The organism is Streptomyces sp. NPDC047000 (assembly GCF_040644295.1).
In the GTDB taxonomy this organism is placed as follows: Bacteria; Actinomycetota; Actinomycetes; order Streptomycetales; family Streptomycetaceae; genus Streptomyces.
The window spans coordinates 601,973-620,239 of record NZ_JBEYWE010000002.1; the positions used below are offsets into that span (position 1 = coordinate 601,973).

Here is an 18,267-nt window from a genome sequence, read left to right on the forward strand (position 1 = left end):
CGACGACACACGGCCCGCCGTCCGGCGCGGAGCCCCGGCGGGAATCCGTGATCCCGCTGGGGCTGCCGCCGGGCAACAACCGTTCCCTCATCCTGCGCAAGACGGTGTGGATCGGCGTCTGGCTGGTCTTCCTCGGCTCACCCGTCAGGGATCTCGCCGCCGGACACCACACCGTCCCGGGCACCGTCGCCGGCTGGCTCGGCCTCACCGTCTTCGTCGCGCTGTACCTGACGCTGGTCTTCCGCCGGATGGGCTCGCCGCACGTCTCGCGGGCCGTGCCGGTCGTCCTCGCCCTGCTCGCCGTCCTCGCCACCGTGCTCGGTCTCACGCTCGGCCCGCCCTGGCTCGGCCTGTACTGCTACGTCTCCGTCGCCTGCGGGGCCACGCTGCGGCTGCGGCAGACGTACTGGGCGATCCCGGCGACCGCCCTGACCATGCTCGCGGTCGGGATCCGGGTGGGCGAGCAGGAGGCCCGGGACCTGGTCGCGCTCGTCCTGCTGATCGGGTTCGCGATGACCGGCGTCGTCCAGATGATCCGGACGACCGTCGAACTGCGCCAGGCCCGCGCCACCGTCGCCCAGCTCGCCGCCAACGAGGAGCGGCTGCGCCTCGCCCGCGACCTGCACGACCTGCTCGGGCACTCCCTCTCCCTGATCACGCTGAAGAGCGAACTCGCCGGGCGGATGCTGCCCGATCATCCCGGCAAGGCGGCCCAGCAGGTCGCCGACATCGAACAGGTCAGCCGGCAGGCCCTCGCCGACGTCCGCGAGGCCGTCACCGGCTACCGCAGGCCCCGCCTCGCCGCCGAACTCGCGGGCGCCCGGGTGGCGCTGACCGCGGCCGGGGTCACCGCCCGGGTGCCGGACGAGCCCGGCCTCGCGGGCGTGCCCGAGGAGAGCGAGGCGGTGCTGGCGTGGGCGCTGCGCGAGGCCGTCACCAACGTCGTACGGCACAGCGGCGCCGAACGCTGCACGGTCGAGCTGCTGCGCCGCCAGACCCTCGACGGCCCGGTCCTCGAACTCTCCGTCGAGGACGACGGCGCCGGCGGCCCCGGAGGGCCCGGAGGCAGCGGCAAGGGCGCCGGGAACGGCCTCACGGGCCTCACCGAGCGGCTGGAACAGGCCGGCGGGACGCTGGAGGCCGGACGGGTACGACGGGGCTTCAGACTGGTCGCCAGGGTTCCGGTGGACCCGGGGGTCTCGGTGGGCTCGGTGGGCCTTACGGGCGGGAGCAGCGGTGGCGGAGACGGCGGGGGCGGCGGGGGCCTGACCGGGGACCCCGACGGCGGCGAGGACGGTGAGCGCGTGGGCGCCGGCAGGCCGGGCGGCGGGGACCGGTGAGAGCGGCAGAGGCGCCGGTGGTTCCGGTGGCCCTGGTGACGCCGGCGGTCCCGGTAGCCCCGGCGGCGCCGGTCGCACCGGCCGGTGTCGGTCGCGGCAGCGGCGCCGGAGGGGACGGCCTCCGTGACGGCGGGGACGGCGGGGAGGGTGGCGGCAGCGGCGGCGCCGGAGTTCCGGGGCGGACGTAGGATCCTCCGCATGACCGGAACGATCAAGGTTCTGCTCGCCGAGGACCAGTCGATGGTCCGTGAGGCGCTGGCCGCCCTGCTCGGCCTGGAGGACGACATGGAGGTCGTCGTCCAGGTGGCGCGCGGCGACGAGGTGGTGGCGGCCGCCCGGGAACACGGCGTGGACGTCGCCCTGCTCGACATCGAGATGCCCGGCTGCACCGGCATCGAGGCGGCCGCCCGGCTGCACCGGGAACTCCCCTCGGTGGCCGTCGTCGTCCTCACCACCTTCGGCCGCCCCGGCTATCTGCGCAGCGCCATGGAGGCGGGCGCCGGTGCCTTCCTGGTCAAGGACGCCCCGGCCGCCCAACTTGCCGCCGCCGTACGCAAGGTGCTGGCCGGGGAGCGGGTCATCGACCCCACCCTGGCCGCCGCCGCGCTCGCCGGGGGCGCCAACCCCCTGACCGACCGCGAACGCGAGGTGCTGCGCGCGGCGGCCGACGGCTCCACCAACGCCGAACTCGCGGCGGCCCTCCACCTCTCCCCGGGCACGGTCCGCAACTACCTCTCCACGGCGATCCAGAAACTCGCGGTCCGCAACAGGACGGAGGCGATACGGATCGCCCGCGAGAAGGGCTGGCTGTAGCTCAGAAAGCTTGTAGCGAGCCCTAGTTGAGCATCGCCCGCGCCTCGTGCGCCTGTTGCCGGGCCCGTTCCGCCGTCGGCTCGTCCACCACCTCCACCAGCTCGGCGTACGCCTCCAGTTCCGTCGCCCCGGTGGTGAACTCACCCCGCCGGACGAGCAGCTGGGCGCGCTCGTAGCGCAGCCGGGCCGGGTGCGAGGGGAGCAGGAGGGAGAGCTCCAGGGCCCACAGCGACACGTCCGAGCGCTCCGGGCGGGCCGCCGCCCACGCGCGGACGTTGTTCAGGATCCGCAGCACCACGTCCACCGGCTCGGCCGGGGTCAGCATCGAGGGCTGCAGCGGCGCGCCCGTCGCGCCGACGACGAGCAGCTCCGCGTCGGGCCCGGTGAGCACCCGCCCCCCGTCGAACGGATCGGCCAGCACCGGCCGTTCCGTCTCCTCCGGCGCCCCGAACCCCACGGTGAAGTGCCCCGGCAGCGCCACCCCGTACACCGGGGCCCCCGCCCGCCGCGCCACCTCGATCCAGACCACCGACAGCAGGATCGGCAGCCCCCGCCGCCGCAGCAGCACCTGGTGCAGCAGCGACGACTCGAGCCGCTGGTAGTCCGCGGCGGACCCGCCGAACCCGTACCGCTGCCCGAGCAGCTCGCACAGCGCCGCCGCCCAGGCCCGCGGCCCGCCCGGCCGGAACGGCAGGCGGCCCGCCAGCTCGTCCAGCTCGATCTGCGCGGCGTCCATGCCCGCCTCGTCCAGCGTGCCGTCGCCCGCCGCGCCGATCAGCAGGCACAGCGCCGCCAGGTCCGGGCGCCCGGACCTGGCCTCCGCGGCGAACCGCTGCCGCAGCTCGGCGGCCCGCCCGGGCTGCGGGGGGTGCGGCGGGGGATACGGGGAACGCATAGCTGGGTCGTGCCCTCTCACAGCGGGTCTTTACCGGCCTTGGGAGAAAAACGGCAGGTTTGTCAGTTTTGGTGGAGATCCGGTGCGCGGTAGTGGTGGTAGGCGTGGTGCGCCGCGAAGCCGAGACCGCCGTAGAGGGCCCGCGCCCCCGCGTTGTCCGCCTCGACCTGCAACCAGGCCGCCGACGCGCCCTCCTCCAGGGCCCGCCGGGCCAGCGCCGCCATCACCTCGGTGGCCAGCCCCCGGCGCCGCAGCGCCGGATCGACCTCGACGGCGGCGAACCCCGCCCACCGCCCGTCCACCACGCACCGCCCGATCGCGGCGGGAGCCGACCCCCCAGCCGCGCCCGGTACGGACGCGAACCACACCGAGGCGCCGCTGCCCAGCACCCTCAGGGCCGTCTCTCCCAGGCCCTTGCGCTGGTAGCGCGCCAGCCACGCCTTGTCGGCGTGCCGGGACAGCACGACCCCGGTGCCCTCCGCCCGGTCGGCGACCGGCGCCAGCCCGCCGACCCACAGCCCGGCCGTCACCTCACGTGTCCAGCCGCGCCGCTCCAGCTCCGCGCACAGCATCTCCTGCGTGCCCTCGGCGCCGGTCGCGGTCTGGACGTAGGCGGGCAGCTCCCGGGCGGCGTACCAGCCCCGTACGGCCTCCAGCGCCCCGTCCAGCGGCAGCCCGGGGTCGCCGAGGGGCAGCACCGAGTTGGCGCGGCGGGTGAACCCGGCGGCGGCCCGCAGCTCCCAGTCGCCGAGCCGCTCGCTCTCCAGCGGACGCCACGCCCGCGCGGTGACCCGCGCCAGCTCCTCGTAGGAGGTGGCCGGGCCGCGCCGCCGGGCCGGGGCGGGCGGTACGACCTTGCCGGCGACCAGTGCGGACGCGGCGATGCGCACGCTCTCGCCGTCCCTGCGTGTGACGGTCAGCACACCGTCGTCCCAGGATGTGAGAACACCCACCGTGTCGGTGAATCTGCCGTCCGTGACCACGCCCTCGCGCAATCGCCGGACGGAGACCCGTTTACCCACGTCAGCGGGTGTGATACGGACTTCCAGGCGCGCGCCGAGCGAGAATTCCACAGGTCTGTTCACCCCTCATGTTCGGATCATGCCCGAGAACGGAGATACTAGGGGCGGGCATCGACGACGCCGCGCTCCCGCGCGCCAGGCGGCGGAGCCTGGCCAGGCCCGCCAGCGCCCTATCGAGGAGGAACGACAGCGTGACCTACGTCATCGCAGAGCCTTGTGTCGACGTCAAGGACAAGGCGTGCATCGAGGAGTGCCCGGTCGACTGCATCTACGAGGGCCAGCGGTCCTTGTACATCCACCCGGACGAATGCGTCGACTGCGGAGCCTGTGAGCCGGTGTGCCCGGTCGAGGCGATCTTCTACGAGGACGACGTGCCGGAGGAGTGGAAGGACTACTACAAGGCGAACGTCGAGTTCTTCGACGAGCTCGGCTCGCCCGGCGGCGCCAGCAAGCTGGGCCTGATCGAGCGCGACCACCCCGTCGTCGCCGCACTGCCGCCGCGCGCCGAGTAACCCGGCAGGCGGAACGCACCGACGTGCCGCCTCGGTCCCGTACGGCCTCGATCGCCCTGATCGGGGCCGCCGTACGGGGCCGAGGCGTTTTGCGGTCCCGGCGACGGCCCGAGCCCACGGCCCGGTCGACGGCCTGAGCCGCGGTCCGGCTCGTGCTCCGGTCCCTGATGCGGTCCGGTCCCCGGTCCGGTCCGTGACCGACCGCCGTGCCTGCGGCCTGACCGGTGGCCGGACACCTGTCCCGACCGACCGCCCGACCCATCACCCCGGCCCATGGCCTGACCGACCGCGGGCTCGCGGCCCGACCGACCGCCGCACCGACGAAAGTGAGCGATCAACCGTGTCCACTGCGCCCGCATTCCCGACGGTCGCCGACCGTCTGCCGGTCTTCCCCTGGGACAGGCTGGAGCCCTACAAGAAGACGGCCGCCGCGCACCCGGACGGCATCGTGGACCTGTCCGTGGGCACGCCGGTCGACCCGGTCCCCGAACTGGTCCAGAAGGCGCTGATCGCCGCCGCCGACTCGCCGGGCTACCCGACCGTGTGGGGCACGCCGGAGCTGCGCGACGCGATCACCGGCTGGGTCGGGCGCCGCCTCGGCGCGCAGGGCGTGACCCACCGGCACGTGCTGCCCGTGGTCGGCTCCAAGGAACTCGTCGCCTGGCTGCCCACCCAGCTGGGCCTCGGCCCCGGCGACCGGGTCGCGTATCCGCGGCTCGCCTACCCGACCTACGAGGTCGGCGCCCGGCTGGCCCGCGCCGCCCACGAGGTCTACGACGACCCGACCGAGCTGGACCCCGAGGGCCTGAAACTGCTCTGGCTCAACTCGCCGTCCAACCCCACCGGCAAGGTGCTGGACAAGGCGGAACTCACCCGGATCGTCGCCTGGGCCCGTGAGCACGGCGTCCTGGTGTTCTCCGACGAGTGCTACCTGGAGCTCGGCTGGGAGGCCGACCCGGTCTCGGTCCTCCACCCCGACGTCAACGGCGGCTCCTACGACGGCCTCGTCGCCGTCCACTCCCTCTCCAAGCGCTCCAACCTCGCCGGATACCGCGCCGCGTTCCTCGCCGGCGACCCGGCGGTCCTCGGCCCGCTGCTGGAGATCCGCAAACACGGCGGCATGATGACGCCGGCGCCCACCCAGGCGGCCGTCGTCGCGGCCCTGGGCGACGACACCCACGTCCGCGAACAGCGCGAACGGTACGCGGCCCGCCGTACGGCGCTGCGCGCCGCGCTGCTCGGCCACGGCTTCCGCATCGAGCACAGCGAGGCCAGCCTGTACCTGTGGGCGACCAGGGACGAGTCCTGCTGGGACACCGTCGCCCACCTCGCGGAGCGCGGCATCCTCGTCGCGCCGGGCGACTTCTACGGCGCGGCGGGCGAGCGCTTCGTCCGCGTGGCGCTCACGGCGACCGACGAGCGGGTGAGGGCGGCGGTACGGCGGCTGGGGTGACCGGTACGCCGCCGGCGGCCCTCACGGCGCCGCCGACGGCAACGGCGACGGTCACGGTCACGCCGAGGGGGCCCGGGGTGATCCCCGGGCCCCCTCGGCGTCCGTGTGCCGCGTCTGCGCGGGCAGCGGCTGTGAGCCGGTCTGCCGGTCTGCCGGTCTGCCGGTCTGCCGGTCAGCCGATCGGCAGGCCGCCCTTGGTGACGGCGTCCGTCGGCAGGCCGCCCTTCGTCGCGGACATCGCGGTCCTCGTCGTCTCGGAGACCAGGCCGCCGGCGTGACCGGCCGCCTTGCCCGCGGTCCTGCGCACCTGCGGCGCCGCCTTCTTCACGAGCTTGCCGGCGGCCTTTCCACCGACCTGGCCCGCGACGGGCGCCGCCTTGTCGGCCGCCGTGCCGCCGGCCTCGCCCGCGAGCCGCGTGACGTGCTTCGACGCGCCGTCCACGGTGCCGGAGGCGTGCGCGCCGTCCAGGGCGGTCAGACCGCCGAGGTCGGGGACGCCCGGCAGCGCGGGGGCCGCGCTCGCGGAGCCGGCGGCACCGATCCCGGCGGCCGCTCCCGCGGCGACGAGCAGCGCGGCACGGGCGATCCGGCGGGTCAGGGGGAGGGACATGGTGCTCCTTCGACGGTGAGAACGATGAACGGTCGTGCTGTGCCGGACCGGAGATCTCCGGGCGCGGACGCAGTGGTTACCGCTCGAAGGGCGCGAAGGTTGCGGCGGCGTAATGTAAAGAGTTGGCAATGTGTCGCATTATCGGCCAGGGATGAATGCGGGCATACGGCACCTGGTGTGATGGTCGGCGGAATGCCTGTGGCCCTTGGTGCGCAAGGGTTCCGGCGCCCGCGGGGGTGACCGGGCGAAAACCCGCGCGCGGGGGCGCGGGCGACTGCCCGGTGTCACCCCTGCGGGGGAGGGGTCGTACGCCTGCCCGGTCCGTCGCTCGGTCCGGGGCAGGTGTGCCGCTACTGACCGGTGACGATCTTGACGGCTGCGGTCGTGGAGCCCGCGCCGCCGCTGCCCTGGCTCCCTGTGCCCGTTCCCGCGCCGGTCGCGGTGTCCGTACCGGTTCCGGTTCCGGTGGCCGCCGGGACCGGGATCCACTGGCTGTCGGTGCTCCCGGCGGTCCATTCGCGGCCCGCGTAGCTGACGCGGCGGATGTGCAGGGCGGAGGCGTTGGCCACGGCCCACTGCGCCAGCTGCCAGCCGCGTTCGTCGGTGGTGAGCGTCTCCTTGAGATCGGGGGCCTTGCCGGTCGCGTCCGAGGTCGCGCTGATGGTGGGGGTGTCCGACGCGCCGCTGTGCGTGGCCTTCGGCACCGGCACCGTGACCGTCCGGCCGTCGCTCCCGGTGCTCGCGCTGGGTACCGGAGTGGGTTTCGGCGTCGCGCCGTTCACCTCGGCGGCGGCCTCCTGGAAGGCGTCGCGCCCGAAGTCCCGTACGAGGGCCTCCCGCACCGCGTCCGGGCCGGTCGCCGCCGTGACGGCGTCCGGGCGGCCCTGGCAGGTCAGGGTGGCCGCCGCGTGGCCGGTGAGCGCGGCCGACAGCAGGGTGGCGTCCGTCTCGTGCTTGGCGTACGCCTCCGGGTAGCCGCTGCGCTGCACGCGCTGCGCGGCCACGGTGAGCGGGAGTCCGGTGTAGCCGGGCACTCTCACGAGGTGCTCGTAGAAGATGCCCGCCGCGTACGACGGGTCCATGATCTGTTTCTCGGTGCCCCAGCCCTGGGACGGCCGCTGCTGGAACAGACCCAGCGAATCCCGGTCGCCGGACTCTATGTTGCGCAGCCCGGATTCCTGGAGCGCGGTCGCCAGCGCGATGGTCACCGCCCGCTGGGGCATGCCCCGGCCGGTGCCGACGGCGGCGATGGTGGCCGCGTTGACCGCCTGCTCGGGCGAGAACTCGTAGACCGGGCCGGTACGTCCGGCGGACACGACCTTGCAGCCCGGGCCTCCGGCGCCGCCGGTGACGTACTGCACCACGACGTAGCCCGCGATGGCGGCGAGCACCACCAGAGCGGCGAGGAAGCGCAGGAAACGTCCGTGACGCGCGGGACGCCGGTCGCGCTGGGGGTATGGGGGAGTGGTGGGGGACGGCTCTGACACGCGTACAAGGTACTGGAGCCAACCGGAGTGTTCGCCTCCGGTGCGCACGGCTGCTATGGCTTCCCGCCGCGGCAGTTGGGCGGTGCGCCGTGCGGCAAAGGTTAGGGTCGACCACATGGCCGACATTTCGCACGCACCGCTCGCCCCGACCCCGTCGCTCGACCTCACGCTGGACGCCGCCGCGCTCACCGCGGCGCTGGTCGACCTCCCCTCGGAGAGCGGCAGCGAGAAGCCGCTCGCCGACGCGATCGAGAGCGCGCTGCGGGCCCTGCCGCACCTCACCGTCGAGCGCCACGGCAACAACGTGGTCGCCCGTACGGACCTGGGCCGCGCGGAGCGGGTGATCCTCGCCGGCCACATCGACACCGTGCCCATCGCGGACAACGTCCCCTCCCGGCTGGACGAGGACGGCGTGCTGTGGGGCTGCGGGACCTGCGACATGAAGTCCGGCGTCGCCGTCCAGCTGCGCATCGCGGCCACCGTCCCGGCCCCGGCCCGCGACCTCACCTTCGTCTTCTACGACAACGAGGAGGTCGCCGCGGACCTGAACGGCCTGAAGCACGTCGCCGAGGCCCGCCCCGACTGGCTGGAGGGCGACTTCGCGGTGCTGCTGGAGCCCTCCGACGGCGAGGTGGAGGGCGGCTGCCAGGGCACGCTGCGCATGCTGCTGAGGACCGGCGGGGAGCGCGCGCACTCGGCGCGCTCCTGGATGGGCTCCAACGCGATCCACGCGGCCGCCCCGGTGCTGGCCCGCCTCGCCGGGTACGAGCCGCGCCACCCGGTGATCGACGGCCTGGAGTACCGCGAGGGCCTCAACGCGGTCGGCATCTCGGGCGGCGTGGCCGGGAACGTGATCCCCGACGCCTGTGTCGTCACCGTCAACTTCCGTTACGCGCCCGACCGTACGGAGGAGGAGGCCGTCGCCCATGTGCGGGAGGTGTTCGCGGACTGCGGGGTCGAGGAGTTCGTGATCGACGACCACAGCGGCGGTGCCCTGCCCGGTCTGTCCCATCCGGCCGCGGCCGCCTTCATCGAGGCCGTCGGCGGCGCCCCGCGCCCCAAGTACGGCTGGACGGACGTGTCCCGCTTCTCCGCCCTGGGCGTCCCCGCGGTCAACTACGGCCCCGGCGATCCTCACTTGGCGCACAAGCGGGACGAGCGGGTGGACACCGCGAAGATCCTGGCGGCGGAGGACCGGCTGCGGGCCTGGCTGACGGCCTGAGGCGCGGTCGAGGCCCGGTAGAGGACCGGTCGAGGTCCGGTGCGGGCGTGATGCTTCGCGGCGGACATTCGCCTGTCCCCCTGGCGTAACCGCCCGGGATCTACGCTGAAGCGGACACACCCGCAAGCGGAGGGAGCGCACATGGCCAACGGGAATCCCGAGGGCAGGAGCCAGCGGCCGGTGGAGCGCAGGCTGGGACCGGTGCTCCGGCGGCGGGAACAGGTCCAGGCCAGCACCACCGACCAGCGCCTCCTCGACCAGGGCGGCCCCACCGACTGGGTCCACACCGATCCCTGGCGCGTCCTGCGCATCCAGTCGGAGTTCATCGAGGGGTTCGGCACGCTCGCCGAACTCCCGGCCGCGATCAGCGTCTTCGGCTCCGCGCGGACGCCGGTCGACTCGGCGGAGTACGAAGCCGGCGTGCGCCTCGGCCGGGGCCTCGTGGACGCCGGTTTCGCCGTGATCACCGGCGGCGGGCCCGGGGCCATGGAGGCGGCCAACAAGGGGGCCTGCGAGGCCAACGGGATCTCCGTGGGGCTGGGCATCGAGCTGCCCTTCGAGCAGGGGCTGAACCCGTACGTCGACATCGGGCTGAACTTCCGGTACTTCTTCGTCCGGAAAATGATGTTCGTCAAATATGCCCAAGGGTTCGTCGTCCTGCCCGGCGGGCTCGGCACCCTCGACGAACTCTTCGAGGCGCTCACCCTCGTCCAGACACAGAAGGTCACCCGGTTCCCCATCGTGCTGTTCGGCACGGAGTACTGGGGCGGGCTGGTGGACTGGCTCAAGAACACGCTGATCGCGCAGGGCAAGGCGTCGGAGAAGGACCTGCTGCTGTTCCACGTCACGGACGACGTGGAGGAGGCGGTGTCGCTGGTCTCCAAGGAAGCGGGACGCTAGGCGCGGGGCCTTGGCGGTCCCGATGCCGGGGCTCCGCCCCGGGCCCGGGCGCTGCGCGCCCTCCCACCGGCCCGGGGCTGCGCCCCAGTCCCCGAGTGAGTCCCGGGGCTCCGCCCCGGGTCCCGAGTGGGCCTTGGGGCTGCGCCCCGGCTCCGAGTGGGTGTCCGGGGCTTCGCCCCGGCCTCGGTGGGTCCGGGGGCTCCGCCCCCTCGTTCTCCCACCCGCCCACCCGACTCGGTGGGCTGGAGGGGTGCCCTTTGGGTCTGCCGAGTCGGGTGGTGGGTGGGCGCAGGCCCGGGGGTCCAGGGGACGGAGCCCCCTGGGACGGCACCGAGAGGGGCGGCGCCCCTCCAGCTCACCCCCCGGGGGACCGGAGGGGCGGGGCCCCGTGGCTTACCCAGGGGCCCGGGGGCCGGAGGGGCGGCACCCCTCCACTTGCCGGGGCCCGGGGCCTAGGCCAACCCTCGGCGAGCCACCGTGGGGGCCCGCCGCCCCAGGATCGTCGCCACCATCTCCAGCACCTGCCGCGTCTCGGCGACCTCGTGCACCCGGTACACCCGCGCCCCCAGCCACGCCGAGACCGCGGTGGTCGCCAACGTCCCGATCAGCCGTTCCTCGACCGGCCGGTCCAGCGTCTCGCCGACGAAGTCCTTGTTGGACAGCGACACCAGCACCGGCCACCCCGTGGCGGCCATCTCGTCGAGCCGTCGCGTCGCCTCGAGACTGTGCCGGGTGTTCTTCCCGAAGTCGTGCCCGGGATCGATGAGCACCGCGTCCGGCCGCACGCCGAGTGCCACCGCCCGCTCGGCCAGACCGACGGTCACCCGCAGGATGTCGGCCATGACGTCGTCGTAGACCACGCGATGCGGCCGGGTACGCGGCTCCGCGCCCCCCGCGTGGGTGCACACCAGCCCCGCCCCGTACCGCGCGGCGACCTGAGCGAGCCGGGGATCGACGCCGCCCCACGCGTCGTTCAGCAGGTCCGCCCCCGCCTCGCAGACCGCCTCGCCGACGTCGGCACGCCAGGTGTCCACGCTGATGACGATGTCGGGGAACCGCCGCCGTACCTCCGCGACGAAGCCGACCGTGCGGCGCGCCTCCTCCTCGGCGGTGACCTCCTCGCCGGGCCCGGCCTTGACGCCGCCGATGTCGATGATCGCGGCGCCCTCCGCCACGGCCCGCTCCACGCGTTCGAGGGCGGGCCCGTCGCGGAAGGTGGCACCCCGGTCGTAGAAGGAGTCGGGGGTCCGGTTGACGATCGCCATGATCACCGGTTCGTGCGGCCCGAACTCACGGCTGCCCAGCCTGAGCGTCCCCTGTGCCATCTGCTGCGCCATCTCCTCGCCCGCCGCTCCGATCAGCCGTCTGTGGATCAGCCGTCTGTGACCCTAACCGGCGCACGCGCATGGCACGATCGGACCCACACACATTCGACACCGAGCACACGAGCACAGCGGTTCGCCGGGGACACCGGCGTGCCGGGCGTTGGGGGCCCAGCCATGGTCATGTTCCTGTTCCTCGTCGTCGCGCTCGCCGTCGTGGTCGGCGCGGTGACGCTCGCCGTGGTGGGCGGCGGCGAGGGCACCACCGGCCCGCTGCCCGAGGCCGCCCCCGAGTACCTCGACGCCCCGCTGCCCCCGGACCGCCCGGTGGCCCGCGAGGACGTGGAGAACCTCCGCTTCCCGCTCGCCGTCCGCGGCTACCGCATGGTGGAGGTGGACGACGCCCTCGGCCGTCTCGCCGCCGAGATCGACGAGCGCGACGCCCGGATCGCCGACCTGGAGACGGCCCTGGCCGGAGCGAGGTCCACCCCTCACGGCCCCCTCCACGGCCCCCTCCACGGCCCCGCCCACGGCCCGGCCCCCGAATCGCACCCCGGGCAGTACCCCGGACAGCCCCCCGCCCCCGAGGACCCCCGGTGAGCACCGACACGACCACCGACACCACCACTGGCACCGCCACCGGCACCGCCGACGTCGCTGCCGCGCCCGTACCCGTCGGCATCGCCCTCGCCGGGCCGGACGGCGCGCTGCGCTGCCCCTGGGCGCTGTCCACCGAGGACTACGTGACGTACCACGACGAGGAGTGGGGCCGCCCGGTCCGCGGCGACGACGCGCTGTACGAGCGGCTCACCCTGGAGGCGTTCCAGTCCGGGCTGTCCTGGCTCACCATCCTGCGCCGCCGCCCGGGCTTCCGCGCCGCCTTCGCCGGCTTCAGGATCGCCGCGGTGGCCGGTTTCACCGACGACGACCGCGAACGCCTCCTCGCCGACCCCGGCATCATCCGCAACCGCGCCAAGATCGACGCCACGCTGGCCAACGCCCGGGTGCTTGCGGAGTGGGCGCCGGGCGAGCTGGACGAGCTGATCTGGTCGTACGCACCCGACGCGGCGGGCCGGGCCGTGCCCCGGACGCTCGCGGACGTCCCGGCGGTCACCGCGGAGTCGACGGCCCTGTCGAAGGCCCTGAAGAAGCGGGGCGTCCGGTTCGTCGGGCCGACGACCGCGTACGCGCTGATGCAGGCCTGCGGACTGGTCGACGACCACCTGGCGACCTGCGTCAGCAGACGGCACGCGCCCTGACCGCGGCGGCGGACCGCCACCTCCCGGGCGACCCGCCACCGAGCGCGGCCGTCGCCGTCCCGCGCGCCGTCACCGCCCCAGGTACTTCGGCTTCTCCTTCTTCACGAACGCCTCCACCGCGATCGTGTGGTCCTCGGTGCGGCCCGCCAGGGTCTGGAGCTCGTCCTCCTTGGCCAGCGTCTCCGCCAGGGAGTGGCTCAGCCCGTACGCGACGGACTCCTTGAGCGCGGCGTACGCCACCGTCGGCCCCGCGGCCAGCGCCCGGGCCGTCTTCTCGGCCTCCGCGCGCAGCTCGGCGGCCGGGACGAGGCGGCTCGCGATGCCGAGGTCGTACGCCTCCTGCGCGGTGATGCTGCGCGGGAAGAGCAGCAGGTCGGCCGCGCGCCCGGGGCCGACGATCCGGGGCAGGGTCCAGGAGACGCCGGAGTCGGCGGTCAGGGCGACGTTCGCGAACGACGTGGTGAAGGCCGCGGTGTCCGCGACCACCCGGTAGTCGGCGGCGAGCGCGATACCGAGCCCGGCCCCGGCCGCGACGCCGTTCACCGCGGCGACCACCGGCTTGGGCGCGTCGGCCAGCGCGCGCACGATCGGGTTGTAGTGCTCCCGCACGGTGCGCATGGTCTGTGCCTCGGCGCCGTCTCCGGCGGCCGCGGCCTCCCGGTCGGCGGCCAGCAGCCCGATGTGCTCCTTGAGGTCCTGGCCCACGCAGAAGGCCCGTTCTCCGGCGGCGGTGAGCAGGATCGCCCGTACGGCCGGATCGGCGGCCGCGGAGCTGACCGCGTCGCGGAGGGCGACCTTGGTCGCGATGTCCAGCGCGTTCATCGCCTCGGGGCGGTTCAGCGTGATCGTCGCGAGCCCGTCGCTCACCTCGTGGAGCACGGTGTCGGCCATGGGGCATCCCCTCTGCTGGTCCTGGTTCCCGGGCCCTGGTTCCCGGTGCCCGGGTGCTGCGTCCTGCGTCCTGAGTCCCCGCGTCCCGCGTCGGGTGTCCGCGGTTCCAGGACAGCATGGCGGAGATCCCCGGCCGGGTACCTGCCCGGGAATGTGTGACCTGCGTCAAAGACGTCGGGGCGGGCAGGCGGAGCGCGGGCGCGTTCGGGGGCGCGCAGTATCGCAGTCACATCCCCGAAATGAGTGGTTTTGCTCGCGTGCGTTGCCCAAGCGATGCCGACCGATGTTGGTCATCGGGTCCTGAGATGCGGGATAATGGCTGGGAAGCAATGTGTTCGATGCCGGTGTCGCGCGTCCTGGCGGATCGCGCGTGCCCTCCAGGGGCCGTCGGCTGACGGTGAGCTGGTTTCAGGAAGGGGAACGAGCATGGCGGCCATGAAGCCGCGGACGGGTGACGGCCCGCTCGAGGTGACCAAGGAGGGGCGGGGCATCGTCATGCGAGTTCCGCTCGAAGGCGGCGGTCGGCTCGTCGTAGAGCTGACCCCTGACGAGGCCGACGCGCTCGGCGATGCCCTCAAGAAGGTCGTCGGCTGACGCGGACGCGACCCTACCTTTTCCGACCGCCCCGGCATCGTCCGTATCGATGCCGGGGCGGTCGTTTCCGTCCCACCGGGTGCGTCCGGCGCGCCGGGCCGGTACGTCCGCCCGCGATGGCCGGCAGGTCCGGCACCCCCGCTACGTCCGGTGCGTCCGGCGTACCTCACTCGTACGGCCCCCGGCCGGACGACAGCCTCGGCGCTCGACCGCCCCAGCAGCCCCCATGGCCCCAGCGGCCGCATCCGGCGCCAGCGGCCACATCCGGCCCCCGTGGCCTTATCCGCCCAGTGATCCCGTCCGGCCCCAGCGGCCCTGTCTGCCCAGTGGCTCCATCCGGCCCGTGGCTCCGTCCGCCCCCATCCGCCCTCAGCGGCCCCAGCGCCCTCAGCGGCCCCAGCGCCCTCAGCGGCCCCAGCGACCTCGGCGGCCCCAGCGCCCTCAGCGGCCCCAGCGACCTCGGCGGCCCCGGCGGCCTCAGCGCTTGAGCGCGCACAGCAGCCCGTCGCCGACCGGCAGCAGCGACGGCACCAGGTCCTGGCTCTCCCGGACCGTGCGCAGCAGCTCGCGCAGCCGCAGCACCTCCGTCGGCTGCGGGCCCGAGTCGACCGTCCGGCCGTGGGCGAAGACCCCCTCGAAGACCACCAGGCCGCCCGGACGGAGCAGACGCAACGATTCAGCGAGGTAGTCGAGGAACTCGTTGCGGTCCCCGTCGCAGAAGACGAGGTCGTAGCCGGTGTCCGCGAGCCGGGGCAGGACGTCGAGGGCGCGGCCCGGGATGATGCGGGCCCGGTTGGAGGCGAAACCGGCGGCGCGGAACGCCTGACGGGCGAACTGCTGGTGCTCCGGCTCCGGGTCGACGGTCGTGAGCACACCGTCCGGCCGCATCCCGTGCAGCAGATGGATCCCCGAGACCCCGCACCCGGTGCCGATCTCCGCGACCGCCTTCGCGTCCACGGTGGCGGCGAGCAGCCGCAGCGCGGCACCCGCGCCGGGGGACACCGAGCGAAGTCCCGCCTCGCGGGCCCTCGCGCGGGCCCAGCGCAGCGTCTCGTCCTCGGCGACAAAGGCGTCGGCGAACGCCCAGCTCGTCGGCCGGTTGGCGGTAATGATCCTCTCCTGTCCCCGTGGTTGCCTGGGCGTGACTTTATCCGTTGGCCCCGGGAACCCGCAGATGGGACCGCGCGTTTAGAGAGAGGGAAGAAGAGATGGAAGAGACGGACGGCGGGACGGCGGGGGAGGTGGCCGAACAAGTGCTGACGCAGCCGGATGAGCTTCATCGGCCCACATCAAATTCTCGTAAAACCGCTTATCCGGAGCTAACGGGCGAGGTGGCTATGGTAGGGGCTCCACTGGACACCACCAGAGCCGACAGGGGAGGTGCGGCTGCGCCTGTGGATCGTGGAGGGGTGCTGCGGCGCTTCCTCGGATCGGCAGGCAGGCCGAAATCCGTGAACGACACCGCTGCTGACCACCGTCACGCCGCTGACTTCGCCCAGACCGCGACCTTCTCCACCGACGCGGACGGGCAGGCGTGGACTCCGCCCACGTGGGAGGAGATCGTCAGCACCCACAGCGGCCGCGTCTACCGGCTGGCCTACCGTCTCACGGGCAACCAGCACGACGCCGAGGACCTCACGCAGGAGGTCTTCGTCCGTGTCTTCCGCTCTCTGTCGACCTATACGCCGGGTACCTTCGAGGGCTGGCTGCACCGCATCACCACCAATCTGTTCCTCGACATGGTGCGCCGCAAGCAGCGCATCCGGTTCGACGCGCTGGGCGAGGACGCCGCGGAGCGGCTCGCCAGCAAGGAGCCGACCCCGCAGCAGATCTTCAACGACGCCCACTTCGACGCGGACGTCCAGCAGGCCCTGGACACGCTCGCGCCCGAGTTCCGTGCCGCCGTCGTGCTGTGCGACATCGAGGGGCTGTCGTACGAGGAGATCGCCGCCACCCTGGGCGTCAAACTGGGCACCGTCCGCTCGCGGATCCACCGTGGCCGCTCACAGCTGCGCAAGGCCCTCGCGCACCGCTCGCCGGAGGCGCGTGCCGAGCGCCGCTCGTTCGTGGCCCGCGTTCCCGCCCTCGGAGGAGGGAGCGCGACCGCGTGACCGCATCACGACCGAAATCCGCCGCGAGCCGGCTCGCGGAAGCGCACCTGGGAGACCGCCTCTCCGCCCTGGTGGACGGTGAGCTCGGTCACGACACGCGCGAGCGTGTCCTGGCGCATGTGGCGACCTGCCCGAAATGCAAGGCCGAGGTCGACGCGCAGCGCCGTCTGAAGAACGTGTTCGCGGAAGTGGCCCCGCCGCCGCCCTCCGAGAGCTTCCTGGCCCGCCTCCAGGGGCTGCCCGGGGGAGGCGACCAGAACGGCGACGGCGACACCTCGCCGTTCGGCGCGGGACCCGCGGGCAGGGGACTGTTCGGTACGGGCGGTCCGGGTGGCTCGGGAGGCGCCCGGCGGCCGGAACCGTTCTCGTTCGGTTACGTCCCGCTGGGGCCCGCCGCCCGGAGGGACACCGCCGTGTCCGCGCCGCAGCCGTCCGCTCCGGACCGCGGCTTCCGCGTCCATCCCGTGACCAGACCCGATGCCGACCGTCCGGCCTCGCGCGGACTGCGGTTCGCCGTCGTGGCCGCCGGCGCGGTGTCGCTGGCCGCGGTCGCCCTGGGCGGCGTCACCGGCGGTGTACCGGCCGACAGGTCGGCGGACGCCCGCGGCGGCACGGGCTCCGGCAGCAATGTGACCCCGGCGCGCACCGCGGGTACGGCCGCGACGACGCCCGAGACCCAGCGGCGCCGCCAGTCCGGCCCCCTGCTCGCCCAGGGCGGGAGCGAAGGCCCCCTGCTCGGCCAGGGCACGGCGGCGTCCACGTCGGTCTCCGCGCCCCTGCTGCCCGGGGGATCCGCTCCCGCCGCCGGGCAGGGCATCCGTACGCTGACGACCCCGGTCATGGCGGGAGCCGTGCTCATGTCCCCGCTCATACGGCCGCTCGGCACGACCGCGCCGGTGGCCCTCACCACCTGGCCCGCCGCACCCGAGGTCACGGCCCCCGGCGTGCTCGCCGCGCCCGTCCCGGATGGGACCCCGGGCCCGTCCGGCACCGCCCGCTGACGACCGTCGCCGACGGTGGAACCCGCCCCCGCGCGGGAGCCGTCCGGCCGGATCCCGACCCTGCCGCAGGGCAAACAACGCGGAAAACCGGCGTCACGCGTGCACGACGACGGCACGGGACGGTACCGGTGGGCCAGGTGTGCCGGGTACCGTGGGGCGACCGAGGGACATCGCAAGGAGCTTTCAGGTGTTCAATGACATAGGGCCGCTCGAGCTGGTGACGATCGTCGTCCTTGCCGTGCTCGTCTTCGGCCCGGACAAGCTCCCGAAAGTCATCCAGGACGTCATGCGGACGATCCGGAAGATCCGAGAGTTCTCCGAGAGCGCCAAGCAGGACATCCGCTCCGAACTGGGCCCTGAATTCAAGGACTTCGAGTTCGAGGACCTCAACCCCAAGACGTTCATCCGTAAGCACATCGACGGTGACGCTGACGAGCTGGGGCTGAAGGAGATCCGCAACGGGTTCGACCTGCGCAAGGAGATGGCCGAGGTCACGGATGTGATCAACGGTCACGACCCGTCGGCCTCGGCCTCGTCGTCTTCGGCCTTGCCCTCCGGGTCGTCTTCCGGTTCGTCTTCCGGGGGCGGTCCTGTCGACATGACCAAGCGGCCCGAGGATCCCGGTCCTGACGACCGCCCGCCGTTCGACGCGGACGCCACCTGACCTCCGGCACCGCCACCCCTGGCACCGTCACCTGGCTCCCGTCACCTGAGGCCCTCCTCCAGGGCCGCGTCACCCGGCCGCCGCAGCGTCCGGTCAGCGGTCCGTGCGCTGCGGGTACGTGACGTGTTTCATAGCCTGTGCGTACCCCGCGCGACCTGAACCGGCCGCACG

At 73.7% G+C, this 18,267-nt stretch carries 19 protein-coding genes; 12 read left to right on the forward strand and 7 right to left on the reverse strand.

The genetic code is table 11. The annotated features are described in order from the left end of the window. Positions 1-47: 47 nt before the first annotated feature. A complete protein-coding gene (locus ABZ862_RS06025; RefSeq protein ID WP_360953119.1) occupies positions 48-1,340 on the forward strand; it encodes a histidine kinase in 1,293 nt (430 codons plus the stop codon). 198 nt (positions 1,341-1,538) lie between these two features. Further along, positions 1,539-2,153, forward strand: coding sequence for a response regulator transcription factor (locus tag ABZ862_RS06030; protein WP_360952916.1), 615 nt, complete (start codon positions 1,539-1,541; stop codon positions 2,151-2,153). A 22-nt stretch (positions 2,154-2,175) separates the two neighbouring features. On the opposite strand, the gene ABZ862_RS06035 is transcribed toward ABZ862_RS06030, so the two are convergent. Both ABZ862_RS06035 and ABZ862_RS06040 read right to left on the reverse strand, forming a co-directional pair. Next, entirely contained in the window at positions 2,176-3,048 is an 873-nt protein-coding gene (locus ABZ862_RS06035) for a transglutaminase-like domain-containing protein (RefSeq protein WP_360952919.1), read from the reverse strand. A gap of 62 nt (positions 3,049-3,110) precedes the next feature. Beyond that, entirely contained in the window at positions 3,111-4,121 is a 1,011-nt protein-coding gene (locus ABZ862_RS06040) for a GNAT family N-acetyltransferase (RefSeq protein ID WP_360953122.1), read from the reverse strand. A 140-nt stretch (positions 4,122-4,261) separates the two neighbouring features. On the opposite strand from ABZ862_RS06040, the gene fdxA reads away from it, so the two are divergent. Together fdxA and ABZ862_RS06050 are read left to right on the forward strand one after the other, a co-directional pair. Then, complete coding sequence (gene fdxA, locus ABZ862_RS06045) at positions 4,262-4,582, forward strand: ferredoxin (protein ID WP_360952922.1); 321 nt, start codon at positions 4,262-4,264, stop codon at positions 4,580-4,582. 340 nt (positions 4,583-4,922) lie between these two features. Beyond that, a complete protein-coding gene (locus ABZ862_RS06050) occupies positions 4,923-6,035 on the forward strand; it encodes a bifunctional succinyldiaminopimelate transaminase/glutamate-prephenate aminotransferase (RefSeq protein ID WP_360952925.1) in 1,113 nt (370 codons plus the stop codon). A gap of 172 nt (positions 6,036-6,207) precedes the next feature. Here ABZ862_RS06050 and ABZ862_RS06055 read toward each other — a convergent pair whose 3' ends face one another. Together ABZ862_RS06055 and ABZ862_RS06060 are read right to left on the reverse strand one after the other, a co-directional pair. Then, positions 6,208-6,645 carry an ATP-binding protein gene (locus tag ABZ862_RS06055; RefSeq protein ID WP_360952928.1) on the reverse strand — a complete coding sequence of 146 codons (438 nt, stop codon included), beginning with the start codon at positions 6,643-6,645 and terminating at the stop codon, positions 6,208-6,210. Positions 6,646-6,995: 350 nt separating this feature from the next. Further along, on the reverse strand, positions 6,996-8,039 hold the full coding sequence (locus tag ABZ862_RS06060; RefSeq protein WP_360953125.1) for a heavy metal transporter: 1,044 nt from the start codon (positions 8,037-8,039) through the stop codon (positions 6,996-6,998). Positions 8,040-8,247: 208 nt separating this feature from the next. On the opposite strand from ABZ862_RS06060, the gene dapE reads away from it, so the two are divergent. Both dapE and ABZ862_RS06070 read left to right on the forward strand, forming a co-directional pair. Then, positions 8,248-9,354, forward strand: coding sequence for a succinyl-diaminopimelate desuccinylase (gene dapE / locus ABZ862_RS06065; RefSeq protein ID WP_360952931.1), 1,107 nt, complete (start codon positions 8,248-8,250; stop codon positions 9,352-9,354). A gap of 141 nt (positions 9,355-9,495) precedes the next feature. After that, a complete protein-coding gene (locus ABZ862_RS06070) occupies positions 9,496-10,254 on the forward strand; it encodes a TIGR00730 family Rossman fold protein (RefSeq protein WP_360952934.1) in 759 nt (252 codons plus the stop codon). 452 nt (positions 10,255-10,706) lie between these two features. Here the strand turns inward: ABZ862_RS06070 and folP are convergent, their stop codons facing one another. Then, entirely contained in the window at positions 10,707-11,579 is an 873-nt protein-coding gene (gene folP / locus ABZ862_RS06075) for a dihydropteroate synthase (protein WP_360952937.1), read from the reverse strand. 174 nt (positions 11,580-11,753) lie between these two features. On the opposite strand from folP, the gene ABZ862_RS06080 reads away from it, so the two are divergent. Beyond that, positions 11,754-12,176: a DivIVA domain-containing protein gene (locus ABZ862_RS06080; RefSeq protein WP_360952940.1), complete on the forward strand. Its 423-nt coding sequence runs from the start codon at positions 11,754-11,756 to the stop codon at positions 12,174-12,176. An 80-nt stretch (positions 12,177-12,256) separates the two neighbouring features. Further along, a complete protein-coding gene (locus ABZ862_RS06085) occupies positions 12,257-12,835 on the forward strand; it encodes a DNA-3-methyladenine glycosylase I (RefSeq protein WP_360953128.1) in 579 nt (192 codons plus the stop codon). Positions 12,836-12,904: 69 nt separating this feature from the next. Here the strand turns inward: ABZ862_RS06085 and ABZ862_RS06090 are convergent, their stop codons facing one another. Beyond that, positions 12,905-13,726 carry an enoyl-CoA hydratase-related protein gene (locus tag ABZ862_RS06090; RefSeq protein WP_360952943.1) on the reverse strand — a complete coding sequence of 274 codons (822 nt, stop codon included), beginning with the start codon at positions 13,724-13,726 and terminating at the stop codon, positions 12,905-12,907. 426 nt (positions 13,727-14,152) lie between these two features. Here ABZ862_RS06090 and ABZ862_RS06095 point away from each other — a divergent pair, with 426 nt between their 5' ends. Further along, on the forward strand, positions 14,153-14,320 hold the full coding sequence (locus tag ABZ862_RS06095; protein ID WP_003966491.1) for a DUF3117 domain-containing protein: 168 nt from the start codon (positions 14,153-14,155) through the stop codon (positions 14,318-14,320). Between the two features lie 477 nt (positions 14,321-14,797). On the opposite strand, the gene ABZ862_RS06100 is transcribed toward ABZ862_RS06095, so the two are convergent. Further along, positions 14,798-15,496, reverse strand: a complete 699-nt coding sequence (locus tag ABZ862_RS06100; RefSeq protein ID WP_360953131.1) for an O-methyltransferase — start codon at positions 15,494-15,496, stop codon at positions 14,798-14,800. Positions 15,497-15,729: 233 nt separating this feature from the next. Between ABZ862_RS06100 and sigE the strand changes: the two genes are divergently transcribed. The 3 genes from sigE to ABZ862_RS06115 all read left to right on the forward strand — a co-directional run bounded on the left by sigE (position 15,730) and on the right by ABZ862_RS06115 (position 18,096). Continuing rightward, complete coding sequence (sigE, locus tag ABZ862_RS06105; RefSeq protein ID WP_360953134.1) at positions 15,730-16,431, forward strand: RNA polymerase sigma factor SigE; 702 nt, start codon at positions 15,730-15,732, stop codon at positions 16,429-16,431. Then, positions 16,428-17,432, forward strand: coding sequence for a zf-HC2 domain-containing protein (locus ABZ862_RS06110; protein ID WP_360952946.1), 1,005 nt, complete (start codon positions 16,428-16,430; stop codon positions 17,430-17,432). Before sigE ends, ABZ862_RS06110 begins: the two co-directional genes overlap by 4 nt. A 187-nt stretch (positions 17,433-17,619) precedes the next feature. Then, positions 17,620-18,096 (forward strand): sec-independent translocase, encoded by a 477-nt coding sequence (locus ABZ862_RS06115; protein ID WP_360952949.1) that lies wholly within the window; start codon positions 17,620-17,622, stop codon positions 18,094-18,096. Positions 18,097-18,267: the final 171 nt, after the last annotated feature.

Excerpts from the sequence above, each read along its gene's own strand:
- ABZ862_RS06035 (WP_360952919.1), bottom strand. The coding sequence starts at position 3,048 with ATGCGTTCCCCGTATCCCCCGCCGCACCCCCCGCAGCCCGGGCGGGCC.
- ABZ862_RS06055 (WP_360952928.1), bottom strand. The coding sequence starts at position 6,645 with ATGTCCCTCCCCCTGACCCGCCGGATCGCCCGTGCCGCGCTGCTCGTC.
- dapE (WP_360952931.1), top strand. The coding sequence starts at position 8,248 with ATGGCCGACATTTCGCACGCACCGCTCGCCCCGACCCCGTCGCTCGAC.
- ABZ862_RS06090 (WP_360952943.1), bottom strand. The coding sequence starts at position 13,726 with ATGGCCGACACCGTGCTCCACGAGGTGAGCGACGGGCTCGCGACGATC.
- ABZ862_RS06080 (WP_360952940.1), top strand. The coding sequence starts at position 11,754 with ATGGTCATGTTCCTGTTCCTCGTCGTCGCGCTCGCCGTCGTGGTCGGC.
- ABZ862_RS06095 (WP_003966491.1), top strand. The coding sequence starts at position 14,153 with ATGGCGGCCATGAAGCCGCGGACGGGTGACGGCCCGCTCGAGGTGACC.
- ABZ862_RS06030 (WP_360952916.1), top strand. The coding sequence starts at position 1,539 with ATGACCGGAACGATCAAGGTTCTGCTCGCCGAGGACCAGTCGATGGTC.
- folP (WP_360952937.1), bottom strand. The coding sequence starts at position 11,579 with ATGGCACAGGGGACGCTCAGGCTGGGCAGCCGTGAGTTCGGGCCGCAC.
- ABZ862_RS06070 (WP_360952934.1), top strand. The coding sequence starts at position 9,496 with ATGGCCAACGGGAATCCCGAGGGCAGGAGCCAGCGGCCGGTGGAGCGC.